The organism is Nitrospirales bacterium (assembly GCA_031315865.1).
GTDB lineage: Bacteria > Nitrospirota > Nitrospiria > Nitrospirales > UBA8639 > JAGQKC01.
The window spans coordinates 1,651,124-1,670,856 of sequence record JALDRJ010000002.1 but is presented as its reverse complement, the minus strand read 5'-3'; the positions used below and the strand labels follow the sequence as shown (position 1 = coordinate 1,670,856).

The window sequence follows — 19,733 nt, the reverse complement described above, 5'->3', positions numbered from 1 at the left end:
ACGTGGGAATAATCAGCTTCCTCGAGCCGATAAGGTTTCAGTCTTAATTCCCATCAGCGTCTTGATTTCTGCAACAATGATCTCCGGTGGCATGGTCATCCCTCCACACACATGAGGACCTGCATGAACACGTTCATTATTCGGGATCGTCGATCTGACTTCACGAGCCAACCATCCGGTCACGTTAAACTCTGGCACAATAATATGTTTGGCGTTTTTTGTGGCCTCTCGGATTTCCTCCCCTGGCCAAGGACGCAAGGTCTTTACTTTGACGAGTCCGACTTTGATCCCTTCGTCTTCCAACATCGCAATGGCTTCCCGCCCTTGGGAAACGGCCGTTCCTGATGCCAAAAGGATGATATCGGCATCTGTATCTTCTGCATCGATTAATCCATCGAGCCAGGCGATCGAATGTTTCCTGGATCGTTCAACGGCAGCCCACACTTCCTGTTGCCAACTGGCATGCGTGGCGTAACTGATGTAATTGCTCTTCATGACAAACGGGTCACGCATCATGCGGACGGGCGGACATTCCATATCCATACATGGAACTGGGGAACGATAGGGATCATAGGGAGGCAGGCACATATCGACTGGAGTTAAATCGACCATGTCCTTGGTATGAGTGACAAAGAACCCATCACAACACAACGCAAGGGGAAGATGAACATCAGGTTCTTCAGAAACCATATATCCTTTTAAGATCCAGTCATAAAAGTCCTGCGCAGTTTCGGCATGCCACACTAACATGCCCGTTTGCATCAGGTAGGATATTTCCAAAGTGTCCGGCTGGATAGACAGAGGAGAGTTAATGCCCCGACAGGTCACAATCATTTGAATCGGGAGCCTAGCGCCAGCCCACATCGGAAAATTTTCCATAGCCCGCATGGTGCCGGGGCCAGCGGTTGTCGTGAAGACTCGCGCTCCACCGAAAGCCGCTCCCGCACATTGAGACATCACCGCAAATTCACTCTCTCCGCGAAAGTAATCGCCAATATACCCTTCAGCAAATAATTCTCCGATTAATGCCGCAGCTTCACTCTGCGGAGTGATCGGATAGGCAATCATCACATCACAACTTGCCCGGCGAATCGCTTCCTTGATGACCTCACTTCCCGTGAAAAAGGAGGGCGTTTTGGGAGCATCATGAAGCATATGCCAAGGGTCAGTGTAGGTTTGGCCTTTTTTATTTTTCTGTCCAATTACAGATTGCGTCGCCATACTTACGACCTCCTTTTTATTCAATTAGACAAAAACCCTTCTGAACTTCATTTGAACTACACGAGTTAAAACCGGTTCTCTGTCTAATTTTTGGTGAGGATGTTGAATAAAATCACCGTTTAATATGCATTGACGTATCTTTATTATATTATTTAGGGGGTTCAACTGAACCTTTTAACTTTTTCACCCAGTCAGCTAACCGCAATATTTTATCAGCTGTGGCATCTCTGAACGACAACATGGCATCCTCATGTCCGGCCTGTGCGCACATGGCCACCGTATAGCAATTCGTTCCACCTCGGATAATCTTCAGAGAAAGATTCGCTTGATGACAATGAACGCCAACGAACATGCAGGCATCAATCTTATTGTGCCAAATGGTCAAATTAGGATGATTCGGGTTAATTTCGATTTCAGGGTTGATCTTCGGATACTTAGGGCGATAATCCGGCATAGGTATGAGCATCGGAGTCTGGGTGGACGCTACGGAGTCTTTTATGGTTTCAAACAGGTGCCGAACCGCTGTGGCCTTTTTGGCCGCCTTTTCATTCCATGCCCATAACACAAGAGGCCCAGGAAAGATGGTCGGAACTTTGGCCGACAGAAACTGGCGTGCCGCCTCCTCCATCGCTTGCTCTTCTGGAACGATCGATCCATGAATATGGCCCTGACCTGGGTCAGGCAAACTATTCCCCATACTCGCGGCAGCAGGAGGAAGAAAATGTTCTGGCCCTGGCATCACCTTATAATGTGTTGTCATGTTCTTTCCAATCTCCAATTACGTTATAGATAAGCTCATCAAAAAAATAGAAGCCTTCGGCCTACGTGATACACCTAACTCTAGGAGAAACATGGAAAATCCGCAACCTCGAAAAAGGCCCAAGCACGAATAAAATTAGACTAAAGACAGGGCGAGATATGAGCCTTTTGCCCTAAAATTCAAAAGGGCAATCCTCAGTATATGAACTGATTTTATTCCTTGTCAAATCAGAACGTTAGAACGTTTTGGCCGTTAGGAACTTGATCCGTTGACTAAAGACCCATTCGTTCTATTTTCTCTTATCGATCATTGACGTCCACAACCTGAAATACCCATGCTTGACCGTCATCTAATTGCAGGGTCGTGGAGAAAGGAATAGAAATTTGAAAATTCCTGGCTTGCCCCGGCGGAATGTCTACCGACACTCGCCCCCTTTCTTGCGTAATGATAGGGCAATTTAGATTCTCACAGTCTTTAGCTGTCACTTCAATGAGTACTTGGCGCAGCGACTCAGTGGTAGAGTGGTTGAAGATTCTTCCACTTACCACATGCGATCTAGCGTTTAACCCTGGAGCTACCTGCATGTTTTCAAGCTCGACCTGTGAGAGCGGGAAATTGAGTCGGGCTAGCTCTTTTTCGCGATTATCCAACCAAATAATCACAACGATACCACTTAGGACAACAGCCAATGTTATCCACAGAGCACGTCGAAAACGAGGAAGAAAAAATGCGGAAAGGATCAGAATGAGAATCGCAAGAATTATGATGAGGCGAAGCATGTATGGTATTCAGCTTTCAAGTAATGACACTCGATTCAATAACGACACCCTACGCATCGTCCTGGATAATCAGACAGTCAGGACTAGGGGAATAAAGGAGAACAGGTATGCATAGTCTATCATCCGAAGTCTCGATAGCCTCTGATCTTGCAAAACAAGCGGGAACACTCATCATGGACGTCAGTCAGTCCGACTTTTCAGTCGCATACAAAAAACCGTCAGATCCAGTCACCGAAGCTGACCAACGAGCCAACACGATCATCGTGGAGGGACTCCATCGCCAATTCCCGGAAGATCTCATCGTAGCCGAAGAAAGTCCTCCCCCTCCAGACCTCTCCAGCAGAGGACGCGTCTGGTACGTCGATCCTTTAGATGGCACTAAAGAATTCATCAATAAAAATGGAGAGTTTTCTGTCATGATTGGACTGGCGATTAACGGCCGAGCCAAACTCGGAGTTGTGTATCAACCGAGTGAAGACAGGCTCTATGCAGGCATCGCTGACGAAACAGCATGGATGGAAACCGCGACCGGCCGCACACCACTTCAAACCGCACGCCAGAAGACACCCGAACTCTTAACCCTCATTGTCTCGCGCTCACACCGAAATCCTCACATAGAAACCATTAAACAACAGACCGGAATCTCGCAGGAATATTCCAGTGGAAGCGTAGGGCTAAAAATAGGTCTCATCGCCAGACAAAAGGCAGATGTCTATATTGAGCCGGGTCCCTACACCAGTCTCTGGGACGCTTGTGCCCCAGAAGCCATCATTCGAGGGGCTGGGGGCCAGTTTTCTGACATCTATGGCAACCACATTCTCTATGGTCATGATACCCTAAAAAACACGAAAGGTCTCGTCGCAACAAACGGGGCTTGTCATGATGTGATTATTCAATCCATCAGTTCGATCACTGAACACATTCGCGGTTGACAGGATTTTCGCAGGGCTCTTAGAATTCGCTTCCTTTATATCATTTTTTGTTCTTCGACCCCTCATTGCAATGCGAAACGATATTGCTATTATCGGTGGAGGGTTGGCCGGCTCAGAAGCAGCCTGGCAAGCGGCCAACCACGGAGCCAAGGTCACGCTCTACGAGATGCGTCCCCAAGAAGGGACGGCCGCTCATAAAACCGATTATCTCGCGGAAATTGTGTGTTCCAACTCCCTGGGGTCCAATGATGCGATGAGCGCTCCCGGCATCCTCAAAAACGAGATGCGGAAGCTGAATTCGTTGATCATCCAACAAGCCGATCAAGCCAAGGTTCCCGCGGGATCTGCACTGGCCGTGGATCGCGAACGGTTTGCCTTGGGAGTCACCAAAGCTTTGGAGGATCATCCAAACGTTCGAATCGTGAGAGAGGAGATCAAAGACATTCCCGAAGACGGTATCAGTATCGTTGCGACCGGCCCCCTCACATCTAACGATTTATCCCATGCCATCAGCACACTCACTCATTCGAAAAATTTGTTTTTTTTCGATGCGATCGCACCTATCATCGATACGGATTCCCTGGATATGACCAAAGTGTTTCGCGCTTCTCGTTACAATAAAGGCACAGCTGACTACTTAAATTGCCCGATGGATCGCGAAACCTACGATCGTTTTTATGACGCGTTGACACAAGCCGATCGGGTGCAACCCAAAGATTTCGAGAACGTTCCCTACTTTGAAGGCTGTCTCCCCATTGAAGTCATGGCCGATCGTGGCAAGCAAACACTCCTCTTTGGTCCGCTGAAGCCAGTCGGATTGCTCGACCCGAAAACGGGAAAACGGCCCTATGCCGTGCTCCAACTCCGTCCGGAAAATATCCATGGATCTTGCTATAATATGGTCGGTTTTCAGACGAAGCTCACGTACCCCGATCAGAAAAAAGTCTTTCGAATGATTCCAGGCCTCGAAGAGGCTGAATTTTTACGGTGCGGCAGCATTCATCGTAATACGTTTATCAATTCACCAGAACTTCTCAAAGACACCTTGCAACTCAAAACCCACGATCAGACGTTCTTCGCCGGGCAACTGATCGGAGTGGAAGGTTATGTCGAAGCCGCGGCCAGCGGAGGGTTGGCGGGGATCAATGCGGCGAAAACCGTAGCCGGGAAACCAATTATCCCCCCACCGGCCACAACAGCGCATGGGGCATTGTTACAGTACATTACCACAACAGACTCAGCGCACTTTCAACCCATTAACACCAATTTCGGACTCTTCCCTCCCCTCACATCCACGATTCGGGACAAACAAAAAAAACGACAGAACATTCAACAACGGGCTGAACATGAGTTTCAAGAATGGATGAGGCGATCAGAGCTTTCATAACGTATCTCGACGTCGAGCGTGGAGCCTCTCCTGAAACGATTCGTAACTACCGTTCCGATCTTCGACAGTTTGTGACCTTCTTGCAATCCATACACGCCGAATCCCAACCATGTCCCACTCCAACCTCTGTGGAGAGCGTGACGATTCGAGGCTTCCTCAAATGGCTCGATGACAAACATGAAAAAAAGTCATCGTTGGCCAGAAAGCTCGCGACACTCAAAAGCTTCTACCGTTTTTTGACGCACGAAGGCTGGATCGACACGAACCCGGCCGCCCAAATTCGCTCGCCTCGTCAAGGTCAACGATTGCCCAAAGTCCTGACTAAAGATGATGCTGCAATCCTCTTGGATGCGCCGGACAGTCAAGACCGCACGGCCATGAGAGATCGGGCCATCCTTGAAACCCTCTATTCTACCGGCGCACGGGTGAGTGAGCTGGTTGGGTTAGATTGGGACGACCTCGACCTCCGTTCCGGCATTGCCCGTCTGAGAGGGAAGGGCAAAAAAGAACGGATTGTTCCGATCGGCGATGTCGCTATTCAGGCCATAGAGGAGTATCGTCATCACGCATCGAGACAGAAGCAATCTGCCGCCCAATCCAATAAACCCTCTCGTGTACGCTCAGAAGACAATGCTCTCTTTAAGAATAATCGTGGTGGACGCCTGACCAGTCGAAGCGTTGAACGAATCGTCAAGAAACTTTCTCAACGACTGCCTCACGGAGCCGTGAGCCCACATACGCTACGACATTCATTCGCCACTCATCTGTTGGATGAAGGAGCAGACTTACGAGTCATTCAAGAACTGTTAGGCCATGAATCTCTCGCGACGACTCAAAAATACACGCAAGTCGCCGCAGACCGGCTGATGGAAGTGTACGATCGTGCGCATCCACGAGCCCAGCACATGCGAAAGACATGAGACGGGTAAAGGGTCAGACCGGCTCATGAGCAGCCCCCTCACTATTGTCAGGTGGGAGCATTCTCTGCTAGAGCTGTGGACCTTACAAAAAATTTAGAGAAGGATATCTCATGGGGATACGAGTCAGATCTACGACCATATTATGCGTACGCAAAGAACACACCGTCGCCATGGGGTGCGATGGTCAGGTGACCGTCGGAACGACCATCATGAAAAGCAACGCGAAGAAATTGCGGAAGATGCACAACAATCAAGTGCTGGCAGGATTCGCCGGAGCCACGGCGGATGCCTTTACCTTGTTTGAGAAGTTTGATGCCAAACTTGAAGAATATCGTGGGAACCTCACACGGGCAGCCGTCGAATTGGCGAAAGACTGGCGAACGGATCGTGTCTTGCGGCGGTTGGAAGCGCTGCTAACCGTGGCGAACCGCGACCATTCATTCATCATTTCAGGGACAGGCGACGTCGTCGAGCCAGAAGATGGGGTGATGGCCATAGGCTCAGGCGGATCGTATGCCTTAGCGGCCGCACGCGCGCTTGTCGCCCACACGACTCTGGCCCCCAAACCCATCGTGGAACATGCCATGGGCATTGCAGCAGCCATTGACATCTATACGAACCACCACATCATGATTGAGGAGTTGACAACCTAAGACCATGAATCATACATCCCAACAAAACCCGAGCCGACTCGATGGCCTCACACCTCGACAGATCGTAGACGAACTCGATCGGTACGTCATCGGACAACGCGATGCAAAACGCATGGTAGCCATTGCGCTCAGAAATCGTTGGAGACGCCAACAACTCAGCCCTGAACTTCGTGAAGAAATTTATCCAAAAAACATCATTATGATCGGACCAACCGGCGTGGGGAAAACCGAAATTTCACGTCGCTTGGCTAAGCTCGATGATGCTCCGTTCATCAAGATTGAAGCATCGAAGTTTACCGAAGTGGGATATGTCGGGCGTGATGTGGAGTCACTGATCCGCGACTTGACGGAACTGTCGGTGAACATGGTCAAAACTCGATATCTTGAGCAGGTCGAGAAGAAAGCCGAAGATCTGGCTGAAGATCGAATCCTCGACCTGTTGCTGCCTTCCAGTTCGAGACCGTCCTCCCCGCCGCCGTCCAAAGAGACAGAGCCAGGTCAGCCAGAACGCTACGATACCGCCGAGGATACTCGCCAAAAACTTCGCAAGCAATTACGGGAAGGAAAACTCGACAACCGTCACGTCGAACTCGAAGTCAAGGAACGGACATTGCCCGTCGGGATTATTTCGAACGTGGGTGGCATGGAAGATTTAGAAAATAACTTACGTGACATGCTTGGCGGGCTCATGCCCGGTCGAAGTAAGAATCGCCGGATGAAAGTCCCCGATGCGTTGAAAGTGCTGGCACAAGAGGAAGCGCAAAAGCTGATCGATATGGACGAAGTCACGAAAGAGGCCATCGAGAAAGCCGAGCAATCAGGCATCGTATTCTTGGATGAAATCGACAAAATCGCCGGACGGGAAAAACATACCGGCCCTGACATCTCTCGGGAGGGGGTGCAACGCGACCTGCTCCCTATCGTCGAAGGCTCCACCGTGAACACCAAGTATGGCCCCGTTCGCACCGACCACATTTTATTCGTGGCGGCTGGTGCGTTCCACGTCTCGAAGCCAGCGGATCTGATTCCGGAACTGCAAGGTCGCTTCCCCATTCGAGTCGAACTGGAAGCCCTCACGAAACACGACCTCATCCGCATTCTGACAGAGCCTAAAAACGCGCTCGTCAAACAGTATCAAGCGCTGATGAACACGGAAGGGGTGACACTCGACTTTACCGATGATGGCATTGAAGAAATTGCTGCCACCGCTGTCGAAGTCAATGATCGGACTGAAAATATCGGGGCAAGACGGCTCTTCACGATCGTCGAACGAATGCTGGAAGATGTATCGTTCGAAGCTCAAGAACTGACTAACAAGAAGGTCGTCGTGGATGCGGCTTACGTGAAACAACATCTGCACGACATCGTGAAAGATCAGGACCTCAGCCGCTACATCCTGTAACCTTGTTCTCCCCGGCATGAGGCACATGCCGAGAGGAGGCATCCCAATTCTCTAGAGGTTCTTCGTCAATGGAACGACTGATTAAGAAAGCTGACATTCTCGTCGAGGCTCTTCCCTACATCCGGACATTCGCCGGCAAGACCATCGTGATCAAATATGGGGGAGCCGCGATGACACAGCATGCCTTGAAAGAGGGTTTTGCCGAGGATGTCGTGCTCCTCAAATACGTGGGCTTGAATCCCGTCGTGATCCACGGAGGCGGTCCACAAATTAATGCCATGCTCGATAAGCTGAACATTCAACCCAAGTTTGTCAATGGCGTCCGTGTGACCGACCAGGCCACTATGGACGTCGTTGAAATGGTCCTAGGGGGAAAGATCAACAAAGAAATCGTGAGCATGCTCAACCAGCATGGAGGAAAGGCTGTTGGTCTGACGGGAAAAGATGGACGTCTGTTTCTCTCCAAACCATTTAATGCGAAGGCATTGGTCCACAAACTGACGGGTGAAACCGATACCCCGGAAGATCACGACTATGGGTTCGTCGGCGAAGTCGACCAGGTCGATGCAAGATTGATCGTAAAACTTCAAGAAGAAAATTTCATTCCTGTCATCGCTCCGATTGGTGTCGACAAAAAAGGCAATACCTACAACATCAATGCGGATCTCGTGGCTGGAAGCGTGGCCGGCGCGCTCCATGCCGAAAAACTCCTGGTGTTGAGCGACATCAAAGGGATTCGGGATGCCGAGAATCATCATGTGCCCACGTTGTCGCGTAAAGACACAGAGCGAATGGTCAAGAAAAAGATCATTAGCGAAGGCATGCTCCCCAAAGTCCATGCCTGTTTGACGGCTTTGGATGGTGGAGTCCAAAAAGCTCACATCATTGACGGACGAATCCCCCATGCCATTTTGCTGGAAATTTTTACCGACAAGGGCATTGGCACTGAAATCGTGGCCTAATCGTATGAAACTCGTTAAAAGATCCCAGGAGCCCACCAGCCCACCGCCACCGGATTTGAAACCAGATAAAACGTGCGCCCTGGTTCTTATCCATCTCCAGAATGACTTTTTTCCTGGAGGAGCATTAGCTGTAGAGGGTAGCGATCAGATTCTTCCTCAAATCAATCGCTACATCGCCTTGTTTCAACACCAAGGAGCCACAGTGATGGCCACACGAGACTGGCATCCGCCTAATCACTGTTCTTTCCAAGAACATGGTGGCCCATGGCCATCTCACTGTGTCCAGGGATCACGGGGGGCACAATTTCATGCAGATCTCCACCTCCCGAACGGCAGCCTCATCATTTCTGTTGCCACAAACCCTCAAAAAGAATCCTATTCAGGGTTTGATGGCACCTCCCTGGCCGATTATCTCGAAGACCGGGACGCCACAACTGTCTATATCGTCGGTCTCGCCACCGAGCATTGGATTAAGCAATCTGTTTTGGATGGATTGAAATTGGGGTTGCGGATGGTCGTGCTGGAAGACGCGATATGCGGCGTCAACCTGAAGCCCCATGACTCTGAGGACGCCCTTCAAGAAATGACGGCAGCCGGAGCCCGGCGAGCCACCGCAAAAGACCTGAGCATGCAGCTTCCATCAGTGTAAGGATTTCTTCCCTACCCTTTCCCATTCCTACCATCCTTTCGAATAACTGATTTCCAGGCTTGCCAGAAGAAAATCTCCCCCCCTTTCCTTGAATGACTGAAACACCACCAGCGTACGACCGCCCAAACAACCATAACGTAACACCAATGTAACAAAGACGACCTTGAAGCGTAACACGAGCGCGATACAGTTGAGCATTGCTCAACATTCATTCCTGGAGAAATATACAGAGATGAGAAAAATATCACTAACAATCTGTAAATGTGTTCAATGGGTTCTCCTCCTCGCACTATTAGGAACTCTCATAGGCTGTATGAGTCTGAATTCGAGAGATTCTGCTCCTGATCACACTTCTGAAACATTAACGCAAGGTCAGAATCTTTATTATTCTGGACGGTTGAATGAAGCTGAGGAGGTCTTCTCGAAGGCGTTGCAGAAAAACCCGAGTCAGCACGCCATCTTAAATGCCCGGGGATATGTCTACGCAAAACGAGGAAAATGGGATCAAGCGATCAAAGATCTGACACAGGCCGTCAAATTGGCCCCACAGAACTCTCGATATCTGGAGAATCTCGGGACCGCCTATTTGGAAGCAGGGCATCCCCAGAAAGCTCTCGAATATTTTTCTCTGGTTTTGGAATCTGCTTCAGATTCTCCGCAAGCGTTGAATCATCGGGGGTTGGCGTTCAGTCAACTCGGACAGTATCAAGACGCCATTCAGGATTTTTCAAAAGCCTTGACATTCGACAACCCCATGGCTGAAATCTACCTCAATCGAGCAGTCGCGTACCTCAAGTCGGGCGCGAGAGAAGCAGCGAAGAAAGACCTCGATCAAACGATCAGACTCAATAGCTCGCTTCACCAAGCGTTTCAGAGCCGAGGACTCCTTGAGCTTATGAATGGCGAAATCGAAGCGGCTATTCAAGATTTTACCCGAGCGATTCATTTAGGAGCGGATGGAGGACTCGTTCACTACAATCGGGGAGTGGCGCTTACAATGGCGGGAGACGAGGGCCACGCTCAAGAAGAGTATGACTTAGCCTGTCAACGACATATTTATCAAGCCTGCGATCATTCCGGAATTCAGACACAAGTCCATCTCCAACTGTAACGTCCCATCCTGTCTCGCCCTTCATAAAAAAATCCCTGCCGGACCTCCATGCAAAGGGCCTCGGCAGGGACTTTCTCCTTAACACCTCTACTCTTTATGTATCAGCGCAATAGGTTTCCTCGTCGTATTGTGTGTATTCGGTGTCAGGTCTCGTATCTAGTCGATCAAGCCCTGTTTTCCATACGTGCAGACAACGAGCGGTAATGTAGGGAACGCTTGCAGAAGCGCGCTCACCTAGAGGCTTCCCTTCGTTTTTGCCGTAGACAAGAAATTTATTCCCGTACAATTGTCCCTTAGAATCAAGCTTGCCCGGGTAGAAAATGACGAATCTCTCAGGCGAGCCCTCAGTGGTCTTGTAGGGCCCTAGGTATTCAGCCTCTGGATAGGGAAGCCATTCTGCCGTGACGAATGTCCCCTCATCGGTCGACTCAACCCCAACCATACGACCTGCCAGCTTAATCGCTCGCCCTTTGAAGACATCCGGTTGAGCCGTCAGGCTTCCAAACTCTGAATCCGACTTTAAGGCTTGACTATCATTCATCGGAAACGGCGAAGTCGCAGCGCATCCCGAGAGAAACAAGAAATATCCGACTGTGGCTCCAATCATGATATGTTTCATCATTCACCTCCCTTATAATGATTATTCTAAAATTCATTATAATTAATACATTCGTAACATACAATTAACATAGATGTAACATTTGAAAATTTCACACTTTACCCATTCAGGCATAATGTTTTCCAGAAACAAGGTAAAAGGTAAGTTGTAACAGTCTCAGTGGTCCAGGGACTAAATCAATCAATTCCTGGATGATATTTTGGCTGGGATCAAGGGGTAACAGTAATGCTATCAAATAAATCTTGAAATATGAAGAAATGCAATTATATATTCACCCGACATTGCCGCATCCCAAAGTGACGAACCCGAGCTTTTTTCTGGCGGGCCGCGCAACGTTCTGCTTATCCGATTAAATAGACTCAATATTCCACTTACATTGAACATTCTAATTCTATTTGTTTCTACGTTATTTTTTGCCTCTACGGGATTTGTTGCGGGAGGGGCTTGGGCAAAAGACCTTGACCTCATGGCCGTAGGCATTCGTGGAGGCATGAATTTCAAAGATGCAGGTTTGCCACCCGGTGAAAAGGTGGACTTTGAGCAATTCGACGTGTTTGGCATCATGGGCTTGCCATGGCAATGGGACTTATCACCGGACTGGAGCGCACGAGTCAGACTGTATGGCTCAGCTGGCGTCATACGTGGAGCCCGTGACTTGGGTTTCATCACAACCGTGACCCCTGGCTTGGCAGCCACCAACAAGAGTTGGAATCTCACATTCGATATCGCCGCTGGTGGAGCGCTAATTAGCGATTGGGAATATGGCCGTCAAGATGTCGGAGGACCGTTCCAATTTATTGGGCACCTGGGAGTTACCTACCATCTTCCTTGGAATCTGGCCGTCGGCTATCGATTTCATCACATGTCAGATGCGATGATTTATGGAAAAAGTCGAGGGACAGATCTCCACATGATTGAATTCAGTTATTATTTTGAAGGCCTCTGATTCGCCATCACTCATGAATTGGCTCTTGCGCTGAAGTCCTTCTCACCATTCTCCCCCTATACCTCCCCCGCACTTAAGAAGGGATGCATTTCCATCTGCATTTATAGTAGGCTTGAATCCAAGTGCCACAGCTTAAGGTTTCTCACGATTTCACTGGTACCAAAATGAGTACGACAGGTTCTCAAGGCGAGCGGCAATTACAACAAACGCTAGGCAGCCAAGATCGGGCTCGCCGGTTTTATGACCGTCAAATGCACGACCATTTGACGGAAGACATGCAAACGTTTATCGGCAGGCAAGAGATGATGTTTATCGGGACATCCGACACCAATGGCCACTGTGATTGCTCTCCAAGATTCGGCAAGCCTGGGTTTGTTGTCGTGTTGAATCCCCACACGTTAGCGTACCCCGAATTTCGCGGGAATGGTGTCTTCGCGAGCCTAGGGAATATCGTCGAGAATCCTCACATTGGACTGGTGTTTGTCGATTTTTTCGGTTCAACTGTCGGACTCCATGTCAATGGCACCGCTCGATTATTTCAGGCGGAGCAGATCCCGGCCTCCCTGGCACAAATCGCCCTCCTGCACGAGGCCAGTCCGTCACCACACCTCATCGTGCAGTGGGTCCTAGTGGATATTGAGGAAGCTTACATCCATTGTTCCAAACACATTCCGCGTCTTCAAAAGATGGAAAAGACCATCACGTGGGGCACCGATGATCCTCAAGCTAAAACCGAGGATTTCTTTGTTCCCGGCAAGGTTGTGGTCTCCCCGTCGAGAGATCCCAATTCCTCTCGTGCTCAATCCTGATTCTGCTCCCTTACAAAATCTCGCCATTCTAGAAAGCACGTTCACCAAAATCATAATCGATGCACCACAGCTATTTTTAGTGTATTTCTCGTTCACATCTTCGCTGGCCTTCTCCAGAATTTTTGCATAAGATACGCCAAAACAAGATTGTGGAGGACAAAGCGATTCCAGCACTCTATCTTGGAGAGTAAGCCCGTCTGTCGCCGCATCACATCACTTTCACATACTTGAGATGCGTCATCATGCGAAGTGGTTTACTTGGCCAGGATTAAAGTTTCGTTTTCTCTAATACCATAAACCCCATTCATCTCATGAAAGGAGCGATGTATGAGAGGCCAAACCATTTTTCCTGTCTTCATTCTTTGCTGTTGGTCAATTCTTGCTACCGTTTCTTCTGGGCTCGCGACAGAGACTTCAGTCAAGGCCATGGCCACATGGCAAGCTCAAGGCCTGATTACTCAAGTGGAAGAAGACAAAGCCTTAATGGTCGGAGTGCTGGCTGGAGTGATGTTTATCGAAGAGGGGAAAGGGAAATTAGATGCCGCCGGCCTTCTATGCCCAGGCTCGGTAGAGACGAATTTAGAAACTCAAGTCAGGGTCGGAAGCGGACGATGTATCATCACGGATAAAGAGGGTGACAAGGTGTATGCCCAATGGTCGTGCCGAGGAAACGAACATGGCTGCAAAGGTCCATTCAATCTTGTCGGCGGAACGGGAAAATTCTTCGGTATCTCGGGAAAGAATTCCGTCGTGTTCCGAATCGCCATGCGCATCATCGCCAATCCTGTTTCGCCGGATAGCTTTCAACAAATCGCCTCCGGGCTGGCCCTATGGCCAAATCTCCAGTATACGCTTCCCAGGTAACTGCTCCTGGCAAGCGCCAGTCATCACCAGGTGTCACGTAGCGCTTTGATGTGAGACGGTCGGTCGCTTACCTTAGTAAATCACAAGAGGTTTCATATCAAAAGACATGTGACTACTCGTGTGTGAGAAGAGCCGTCATCCTATCCGCAATTTCCCGGCTCATGTCCTCAAGCGTCTCACTGAGGGCTTGTACCAGGTGGTGGTAGTCTTTCCCCGCAGGCGTCCTGACGTACCGGCCTTTGTTGGTGGCGATGACCGTTTCCCCGTCATCGCCCACCACACTCCAGCGCGCAAACAAGAGCGCATTCCCCGCTGAGTTGACATCAAATTCGATGACGTCAAGCACGAGTTGATAATCGACGGTATGACTCCGCTTCCATGGGTACGTGACGATGTTGTCGGTCCCGAGCAGCCAGGACAGGTTCTCGGACACCACACTCATGACATTCTGGTGAAGTGGTTCGGCCCAATTATCAAAATCAGCAATGTTCAGTGTATTGGGTGTGATTCGCGTGACAATTCCCGCACGATCCAAGTACGACGGCAGGGTCAGCGGCCCGAGGCCGATACGCACATCCGGCCCGTCTATGGAAGGCATTGACGAACGGCCCTCAGAATCGATTGAGCTCAGGATATAATAATGCGTCGGTTGAGTTCTCACACATCCGGCACTCGAACCGATAAGAAAGCCGGTGACAATTACCCATGCCATGACGGAAATTCTCATACGCACCATCCTTTACTCACTTTTCCCCCGCACCAACGCTTCGGGATGACGCTCGAGATATTCGGCAAAGACCCGAATGGAACGGGCTGCATCCGAGAGCTCTTCCAGCATGTTCGCCAAATTAACCATCGTTGGCGCGTCAGGATCGGCCGCATCAACGATCGCCCGATCCATATCACGGGTCAATCTCCTGACATCGTGTAATGTCGCGGTCAATTGCCTGACGGAAGTGAGCAACTCAGGTGAGTTCGCAAACCGGTTTACCCCCTTCATGGTGCTTAAGACTTCGTCGGCAATCTTGTCCAAGGGAAGTGTTTTCACATCTGCCAGAACATCATTCACCGTATTTTGCAATTGATCCATGGTTGATGGAACGGTTGGAATCTCAGGATATTTTCCGGTCATGATCAGTTTCTTCTTAGGAAGGTCTTCGAAAAATTCGAGCTGGACAAACAGTTGCCCCGTGAGCAAACTCGCCGTTTGAAGCTGCGCCCGTAACCCGCGTTTTACCAGGAGGCTGATGGTCTGGTAGTCGTTCCGGCGAGCTTCATGGAGTGTCGTCGAGACACGTTGCGGCTCTATCTCGATCGCGACGGGAATGCTGACATCAAGAGCCTTTTCATCGATGACGACGGCGATGTCCGTGACGGACCCGACTTTGATGCCCCTAAATTCCACAGGCGCGCCGGTTGCCAGTCCTCGCACCGACCCATCAAAATGCAATAAATATGGGACTTTCTGTGTGTACACTGATTCACCGATACTGTCAAAACTCTCATAAAGCTCAAAGACCGTTCCCTCTTGACTGGGCGTCGCCCCTCCTGCCGCGGTGACAGGGGTATCAAACGCGACCCCCCCCGCGATAAAGGAAGCCACAGAATCCAATTTGACGTCCAACCCCTTGGCTCCTAGAGAAACCTCGAACCCACTGGTCTTCCAGAAACGACTCGTGCTACGTACTCGAAGGTGATGCGGCGCATGGACGAAGATATTGAGGAATACGCTCTGGGAATCATCCGCCAATTCATGACTTAAGATTCTTCCTACCTCGATATCCCGGAAGTATACCGGCGTACCGACTTTTAAAAACCCGAGCGTTGGAGATTGCAAACGAAATTGACGACCTTCTTCGAACGCGGTAACTCCTGGTGGAGTTTCAAGTCCGACAAAGTTCATGCTCAGAGCCCCTGGACCGGGATCCACCCCGATATAGGGACCTGAGATCAACGTTTGGAGACCGGACACACCAGCTAATCCGATGCGAGGCCGGACCACCCAAAACCGTGTCTTTTCCCTCAAATGCGATTTCGACCCCTTGGTCATCTTAGCGGTTACGATGACGCGGCTCAGATCTTCGCTGATTTCAACCGTTTCGACCAGACCAACCTCTACGGCGTTATATTTGACTTTGGTCTTGCCAGCCTCCAGGCCTTCCCCGTTTTTGAAACTGATAGTAATCGTCGGTCCCATTGCAGTGATAGTTTTATACGCGAGCCAAATACCAATGATGGCCGCGATGAGCGGGATCAGCCATACGAGCGGGAATTTCGTTCGCCTTTCCACCACCGCCTCTGGCAACCCGGCCAAGTCGGACTGAGTCGGTTTCGTGTCACTCATCGCGCTTCTCCATCACATCCCAGATTAAACGCGGATCAAATGACATCGCGGCGACCATGGTGATGATGACAACGGCTGCAAACGATATCGCCCCCGGCCCAGGCTCTATCGTCGCAATCGCCTGGAGCTGTACTAAGGCGACCAAAATCGAGATCATGAAGATATCAATCATCGACCAACGTCCGATCGCTTCAGTAACCCGGTAAAGGACCGTACGTTGTCTAGGCCTCCAATGAGATCGAAAGTAAAGAGATAGCAGGAGATACGTCATGATCACGAGTTTCGCCATGGGAACGACGATGCTCGCGAAGAACACCAAAAGCGCGATCGGCCACATCTCGGCTTCGATAAGATGTATCACGCCACTCAGGATCGTATCGGGGGAACCTTCGCCGAATGAAATCACCGTCATGACTGGAAACACGTTGGCTGGAATGTATAGGATAAACGCCGTCAGCGTCAGCGCCCATGTGCGACTAACACTATTGGGTTTGCGAAAATGTAGGGTCGTCCCGCAGCGCGGGCAGTGGGGACGGAAATGAGGAGAATGGGAACGGACCCGGCTCAATTGGTGACATGTATGGCAATTCATGAGCGAAGCATGAACCGCCATAGTAGAGGAAGCGTGGCTTGTCACGTCGCGTCCAATCTCTCCCAGATTTCTTCGGGATTCAGTGCGGCTCCGGCCGCAGCAAGCACGACAATAAGCGTGGCAAACGCATAGACCGCAATCCCCAGCTCAATCCTCGCAAGATCGATCAGTTTGACATACGCAACAAACGCTCCAAGCATGTACACTTCCGTCATCGCCCACGGAGTCAGATAGGTGACAAACCGGAATATGTCCTTGGCTTTCCAGAGCTGGCGGTTCCACTTCAGCGGTAACAGAACGTACAACATCCCGATAATTTTCATCAACGGGAACCCGATGCTTGCCGCAAACACCAAGATCGCAAGCTCCCAAAATCCCTGCAGATAGAGCTCGACGACGCCCGTCAATAAGATGCTCTCCTGAGAACGGCCTTCCAGCATGAACGTCATAAACGGAAAGGTATTCGCCAACAGGAACAGAATCAAAGCTGTCAGGGTCATGACGAGTGTACGCTCTAACCCGTTTTGGACCTGACGATAGAGGAGCGTGCCGCAACGCACGCATATGGCACGCTGGCCATCCTGCAAGAATCGCTTGCGGTGCAGTAAATCGCATTCATGACAGGCGATTAAAGAATGGACTGACGCATGTTCCATTTCGACTTATATCATATTTCGTAAAACAGATCACGAAAGATTCGTGGGGCATATTACTTTACAGACAATCTTCCTTAAATTATCCTCTTGGCGTATTCACAATTTTTGCTCTCGAAACGCTTCATCCAGGTGTGTGGAAGTTTTCTCAATGACTGTTGTCATGTGCCTTTCCCGCTCGGTGCAGTGAGGCAGTCACACGACAGACGCATCTCGTGATGAATCAGGGCCGTAGATGCAAAGCTACAAAGGACCATATCCAATGATCAAGGACGTTTGGAAACAATGAAGACGACCTTCGTCGCCACATCTTGAAAGGATTGCCATGAACGAACAACACCTCCACGTTCCACTCATTAATAATATCGTCCATTGTTCAGATTTCAGTCCAGGAAGTCATACCGCATTTATACATGCCCTTAAAGCTGCGCTGGTTACTCAATCCAAACTCTCAATCCTCCATGTGCCCGATGAAAAACCGACCGATTGGACAGAATTTCCCGAAGTCAGAAAAACGCTCCTACAATGGAAGCTCATACCAAAAGACAGTCCACGGTCCGCTGTTCCACGATTAGGCATTGAGGTCAGCAAAGTGATCGCGCAACGTCGCGATCCAGTAAAATCAGTTCTGAGCTGGCTGGAAAGCCACCCCACTGATCTGCTTGTTCTAGCGACTCAACAGGACAAAGGCCGGCTCCTTTGGTTCCGGAGATCGGTGGCTAGACCCGTATCGAGGAAATCCCGATTAATGACCCTCATGATCCCCACAGGGCTCAAAGGGTTTGTGTCGGAGAAAGACGGAACGGTCTCCGTCAAACATATCGTGATTCCCATCGCGTCCGATCCTGATCCTCAATTGGCCATTCAAACAGCCGCCCGTGTCGTCTACCGGCTCAACTGCCCATCCGGTCGTTTCACCGTCCTCCATGTCGGCCAGGCTGATCAAACACCAACCGTCAGTCTTCCTACGGTACCGGGGTGGAAATGGATTCAGAAGTCGGTAGAAGGCCACGTCACAGAAACTATCCTCAAAACCGTCAAAGAGGAAGAAGCCGACCTTTTGGTCATGGCGACTGCAGGACGACGCGGATTTTTGGATGCTTTGAGGGGAAGTCACACAGAACAAATTCTCAGCAAGGTGACATGTCCGTTATTGACAATTCCCGCCGGGGGATGGATGGCTTCCCTGCTTCAGGCTGAATCAACGTAAGTTCTTGAAAATTTTCCGCAATCGTTCAACGCGTTCATGACACCGACACAAGAAAGATTCCGATATTTTCTAAGGAAGCTTAATGGATCAGAGGGATGCAATGTGGGAGAGAAAAATAGGAGGATCGATGCTGCTTAGCAAGAATTCAAGGTGGAGGGAAGGCCTAGTTTTCTTCGTCCCCAGGCCTTACACAGTTGATGTCGCCACGGAGCGTACAGAAACGCCATCGGGCTTGTTGCGCCCAGTAATTCATCGCAGCTTCAGCATCAGCCCAGCTGTCGAAAGCATCAGCATCAATGTCCTTAGTGCCTACTCGCCGATCGACCCCTGCCATCAGTAAATCTTGAGTCTTGGCATCCACAACTTTGAATTCAATGCTGGTTCCTCCGGTAAACAGAGGTTTTCCTGTCGTGTACTCTTTGACCCTGGAGAAGAGGTCAACCCCCGGCATGGCGGTTATGACATCAAGAATGACCCAGGATTGTTCGATGTTGGTTATCGCAGCTTGCACTCGTAAGGTATCAGGACCTGGATCAAACACCATTTCATAATCATTTGAGAGTGATTGATATAATGCATGGTAGAAGTAATCTGCAAAATGCTCAAGATCCAGCGCTTCCGCATGGGCATCCAGTTGTTTTTGAGATGGCTTCCAAATGGACACAGGATCTAAAAGAACTTTGCGGTAGGACTTCCAATCAACCAGAGGTTTTCGATAGATCCGATCTGCCTCGTCCACCTTCCCAACCCTGAGGATGGAATAATCATTCAGAAAACCCGATGTACTGTCGACTCGCGCCTGCTTCGTCGATTCACACCCACCAAGCAGACCAAGAAGAACACACAACCAGATAACCGACCACGTACTGTTAGTTCCTGAGTTCCTGAATATTTGCAGAAATGGTGATGTCTTCATGTGT

The 19,733-nt window shown here is 49.9% G+C and carries 21 protein-coding genes; 12 read left to right on the top strand and 9 right to left on the bottom strand.

The features are described from left to right. Nucleotides 1–12 precede the first annotated feature (12 nt). The 3 genes from MRJ96_07765 to MRJ96_07755 form a co-directional block, all read right to left on the bottom strand. Nucleotides 13–1,221, bottom strand: a complete 1,209-nt coding sequence (locus tag MRJ96_07765; protein ID MDR4501330.1) for a ferredoxin oxidoreductase — start codon at nucleotides 1,219–1,221, stop codon at nucleotides 13–15. Nucleotides 1,222–1,369: 148 nt separating this feature from the next. Beyond that, nucleotides 1,370–1,981, bottom strand: coding sequence for a carbon monoxide dehydrogenase (locus tag MRJ96_07760; GenBank protein MDR4501329.1), 612 nt, complete (start codon nucleotides 1,979–1,981; stop codon nucleotides 1,370–1,372). A gap of 299 nt (nucleotides 1,982–2,280) precedes the next feature. Then, the gene (locus tag MRJ96_07755) at nucleotides 2,281–2,760 is read right to left on the bottom strand and encodes a hypothetical protein (GenBank protein ID MDR4501328.1); all 480 of its coding nucleotides are present in this window, start codon (nucleotides 2,758–2,760) and stop codon (nucleotides 2,281–2,283) included. A gap of 107 nt (nucleotides 2,761–2,867) precedes the next feature. Here MRJ96_07755 and MRJ96_07750 point away from each other — a divergent pair, with 107 nt between their 5' ends. The 8 genes from MRJ96_07750 (at nucleotide 2,868) to MRJ96_07715 (ending at nucleotide 10,776) form a co-directional block, all read left to right on the top strand. Further along, complete coding sequence (locus tag MRJ96_07750; protein MDR4501327.1) at nucleotides 2,868–3,692, top strand: 3'(2'),5'-bisphosphate nucleotidase CysQ; 825 nt, start codon at nucleotides 2,868–2,870, stop codon at nucleotides 3,690–3,692. Between the two features lie 70 nt (nucleotides 3,693–3,762). Continuing rightward, nucleotides 3,763–5,079, top strand: coding sequence for a methylenetetrahydrofolate--tRNA-(uracil(54)-C(5))-methyltransferase (FADH(2)-oxidizing) TrmFO (gene trmFO, locus MRJ96_07745; GenBank protein ID MDR4501326.1), 1,317 nt, complete (start codon nucleotides 3,763–3,765; stop codon nucleotides 5,077–5,079). Then, nucleotides 5,052–5,999 carry a tyrosine recombinase XerC gene (xerC, locus tag MRJ96_07740; GenBank protein ID MDR4501325.1) on the top strand — a complete coding sequence of 316 codons (948 nt, stop codon included), beginning with the start codon at nucleotides 5,052–5,054 and terminating at the stop codon, nucleotides 5,997–5,999. The genes trmFO and xerC overlap by 28 nt, the downstream gene beginning before the upstream one ends. Nucleotides 6,000–6,109: 110 nt before the next feature. Continuing rightward, nucleotides 6,110–6,652 (top strand): ATP-dependent protease subunit HslV, encoded by a 543-nt coding sequence (gene hslV, locus MRJ96_07735; protein MDR4501324.1) that lies wholly within the window; start codon nucleotides 6,110–6,112, stop codon nucleotides 6,650–6,652. 4 nt (nucleotides 6,653–6,656) lie between these two features. After that, on the top strand, nucleotides 6,657–8,054 hold the full coding sequence (hslU, locus tag MRJ96_07730; protein ID MDR4501323.1) for an ATP-dependent protease ATPase subunit HslU: 1,398 nt from the start codon (nucleotides 6,657–6,659) through the stop codon (nucleotides 8,052–8,054). A 68-nt stretch (nucleotides 8,055–8,122) separates the two neighbouring features. After that, nucleotides 8,123–9,016: an acetylglutamate kinase gene (gene argB / locus MRJ96_07725; GenBank protein MDR4501322.1), complete on the top strand. Its 894-nt coding sequence runs from the start codon at nucleotides 8,123–8,125 to the stop codon at nucleotides 9,014–9,016. Nucleotides 9,017–9,020: 4 nt separating this feature from the next. After that, on the top strand, nucleotides 9,021–9,665 hold the full coding sequence (locus MRJ96_07720) for an isochorismatase family protein (GenBank protein MDR4501321.1): 645 nt from the start codon (nucleotides 9,021–9,023) through the stop codon (nucleotides 9,663–9,665). Nucleotides 9,666–9,978: 313 nt separating this feature from the next. Next, a complete protein-coding gene (locus tag MRJ96_07715; protein ID MDR4501320.1) occupies nucleotides 9,979–10,776 on the top strand; it encodes a tetratricopeptide repeat protein in 798 nt (265 codons plus the stop codon). 94 nt (nucleotides 10,777–10,870) lie between these two features. Here MRJ96_07715 and MRJ96_07710 read toward each other — a convergent pair whose 3' ends face one another. Continuing rightward, nucleotides 10,871–11,398: a Slp family lipoprotein gene (locus MRJ96_07710; protein MDR4501319.1), complete on the bottom strand. Its 528-nt coding sequence runs from the start codon at nucleotides 11,396–11,398 to the stop codon at nucleotides 10,871–10,873. Nucleotides 11,399–11,861: 463 nt separating this feature from the next. On the opposite strand from MRJ96_07710, the gene MRJ96_07705 reads away from it, so the two are divergent. The 3 genes from MRJ96_07705 (at nucleotide 11,862) to MRJ96_07695 (ending at nucleotide 14,014) form a co-directional block, all read left to right on the top strand. Continuing rightward, entirely contained in the window at nucleotides 11,862–12,341 is a 480-nt protein-coding gene (locus MRJ96_07705) for an acyloxyacyl hydrolase (GenBank protein MDR4501318.1), read from the top strand. 164 nt (nucleotides 12,342–12,505) lie between these two features. After that, nucleotides 12,506–13,150, top strand: a complete 645-nt coding sequence (locus tag MRJ96_07700) for a pyridoxamine 5'-phosphate oxidase family protein (protein MDR4501317.1) — start codon at nucleotides 12,506–12,508, stop codon at nucleotides 13,148–13,150. A gap of 327 nt (nucleotides 13,151–13,477) precedes the next feature. Then, nucleotides 13,478–14,014, top strand: coding sequence for a hypothetical protein (locus tag MRJ96_07695; GenBank protein MDR4501316.1), 537 nt, complete (start codon nucleotides 13,478–13,480; stop codon nucleotides 14,012–14,014). 112 nt (nucleotides 14,015–14,126) lie between these two features. Here MRJ96_07695 and MRJ96_07690 read toward each other — a convergent pair whose 3' ends face one another. The 4 genes from MRJ96_07690 to MRJ96_07675 are packed head-to-tail and all read right to left on the bottom strand — an operon-like array spanning nucleotide 14,127 to nucleotide 17,606. Beyond that, nucleotides 14,127–14,741, bottom strand: a complete 615-nt coding sequence (locus MRJ96_07690) for a PqiC family protein (protein ID MDR4501315.1) — start codon at nucleotides 14,739–14,741, stop codon at nucleotides 14,127–14,129. 12 nt (nucleotides 14,742–14,753) lie between these two features. Then, entirely contained in the window at nucleotides 14,754–16,358 is a 1,605-nt protein-coding gene (locus MRJ96_07685; GenBank protein MDR4501314.1) for an MlaD family protein, read from the bottom strand. After that, nucleotides 16,351–16,950 (bottom strand): paraquat-inducible protein A, encoded by a 600-nt coding sequence (locus MRJ96_07680; protein ID MDR4501313.1) that lies wholly within the window; start codon nucleotides 16,948–16,950, stop codon nucleotides 16,351–16,353. Before MRJ96_07680 ends, MRJ96_07685 begins: the two co-directional genes overlap by 8 nt. Before the next feature lie 41 nt (nucleotides 16,951–16,991). After that, on the bottom strand, nucleotides 16,992–17,606 hold the full coding sequence (locus MRJ96_07675; protein ID MDR4501312.1) for a paraquat-inducible protein A: 615 nt from the start codon (nucleotides 17,604–17,606) through the stop codon (nucleotides 16,992–16,994). Nucleotides 17,607–17,928: 322 nt separating this feature from the next. On the opposite strand from MRJ96_07675, the gene MRJ96_07670 reads away from it, so the two are divergent. After that, nucleotides 17,929–18,813 (top strand): universal stress protein, encoded by an 885-nt coding sequence (locus MRJ96_07670; protein ID MDR4501311.1) that lies wholly within the window; start codon nucleotides 17,929–17,931, stop codon nucleotides 18,811–18,813. Nucleotides 18,814–18,976: 163 nt separating this feature from the next. Here MRJ96_07670 and MRJ96_07665 read toward each other — a convergent pair whose 3' ends face one another. Further along, a complete protein-coding gene (locus MRJ96_07665) occupies nucleotides 18,977–19,729 on the bottom strand; it encodes a DUF3313 domain-containing protein (protein ID MDR4501310.1) in 753 nt (250 codons plus the stop codon). Nucleotides 19,730–19,733: the final 4 nt, after the last annotated feature.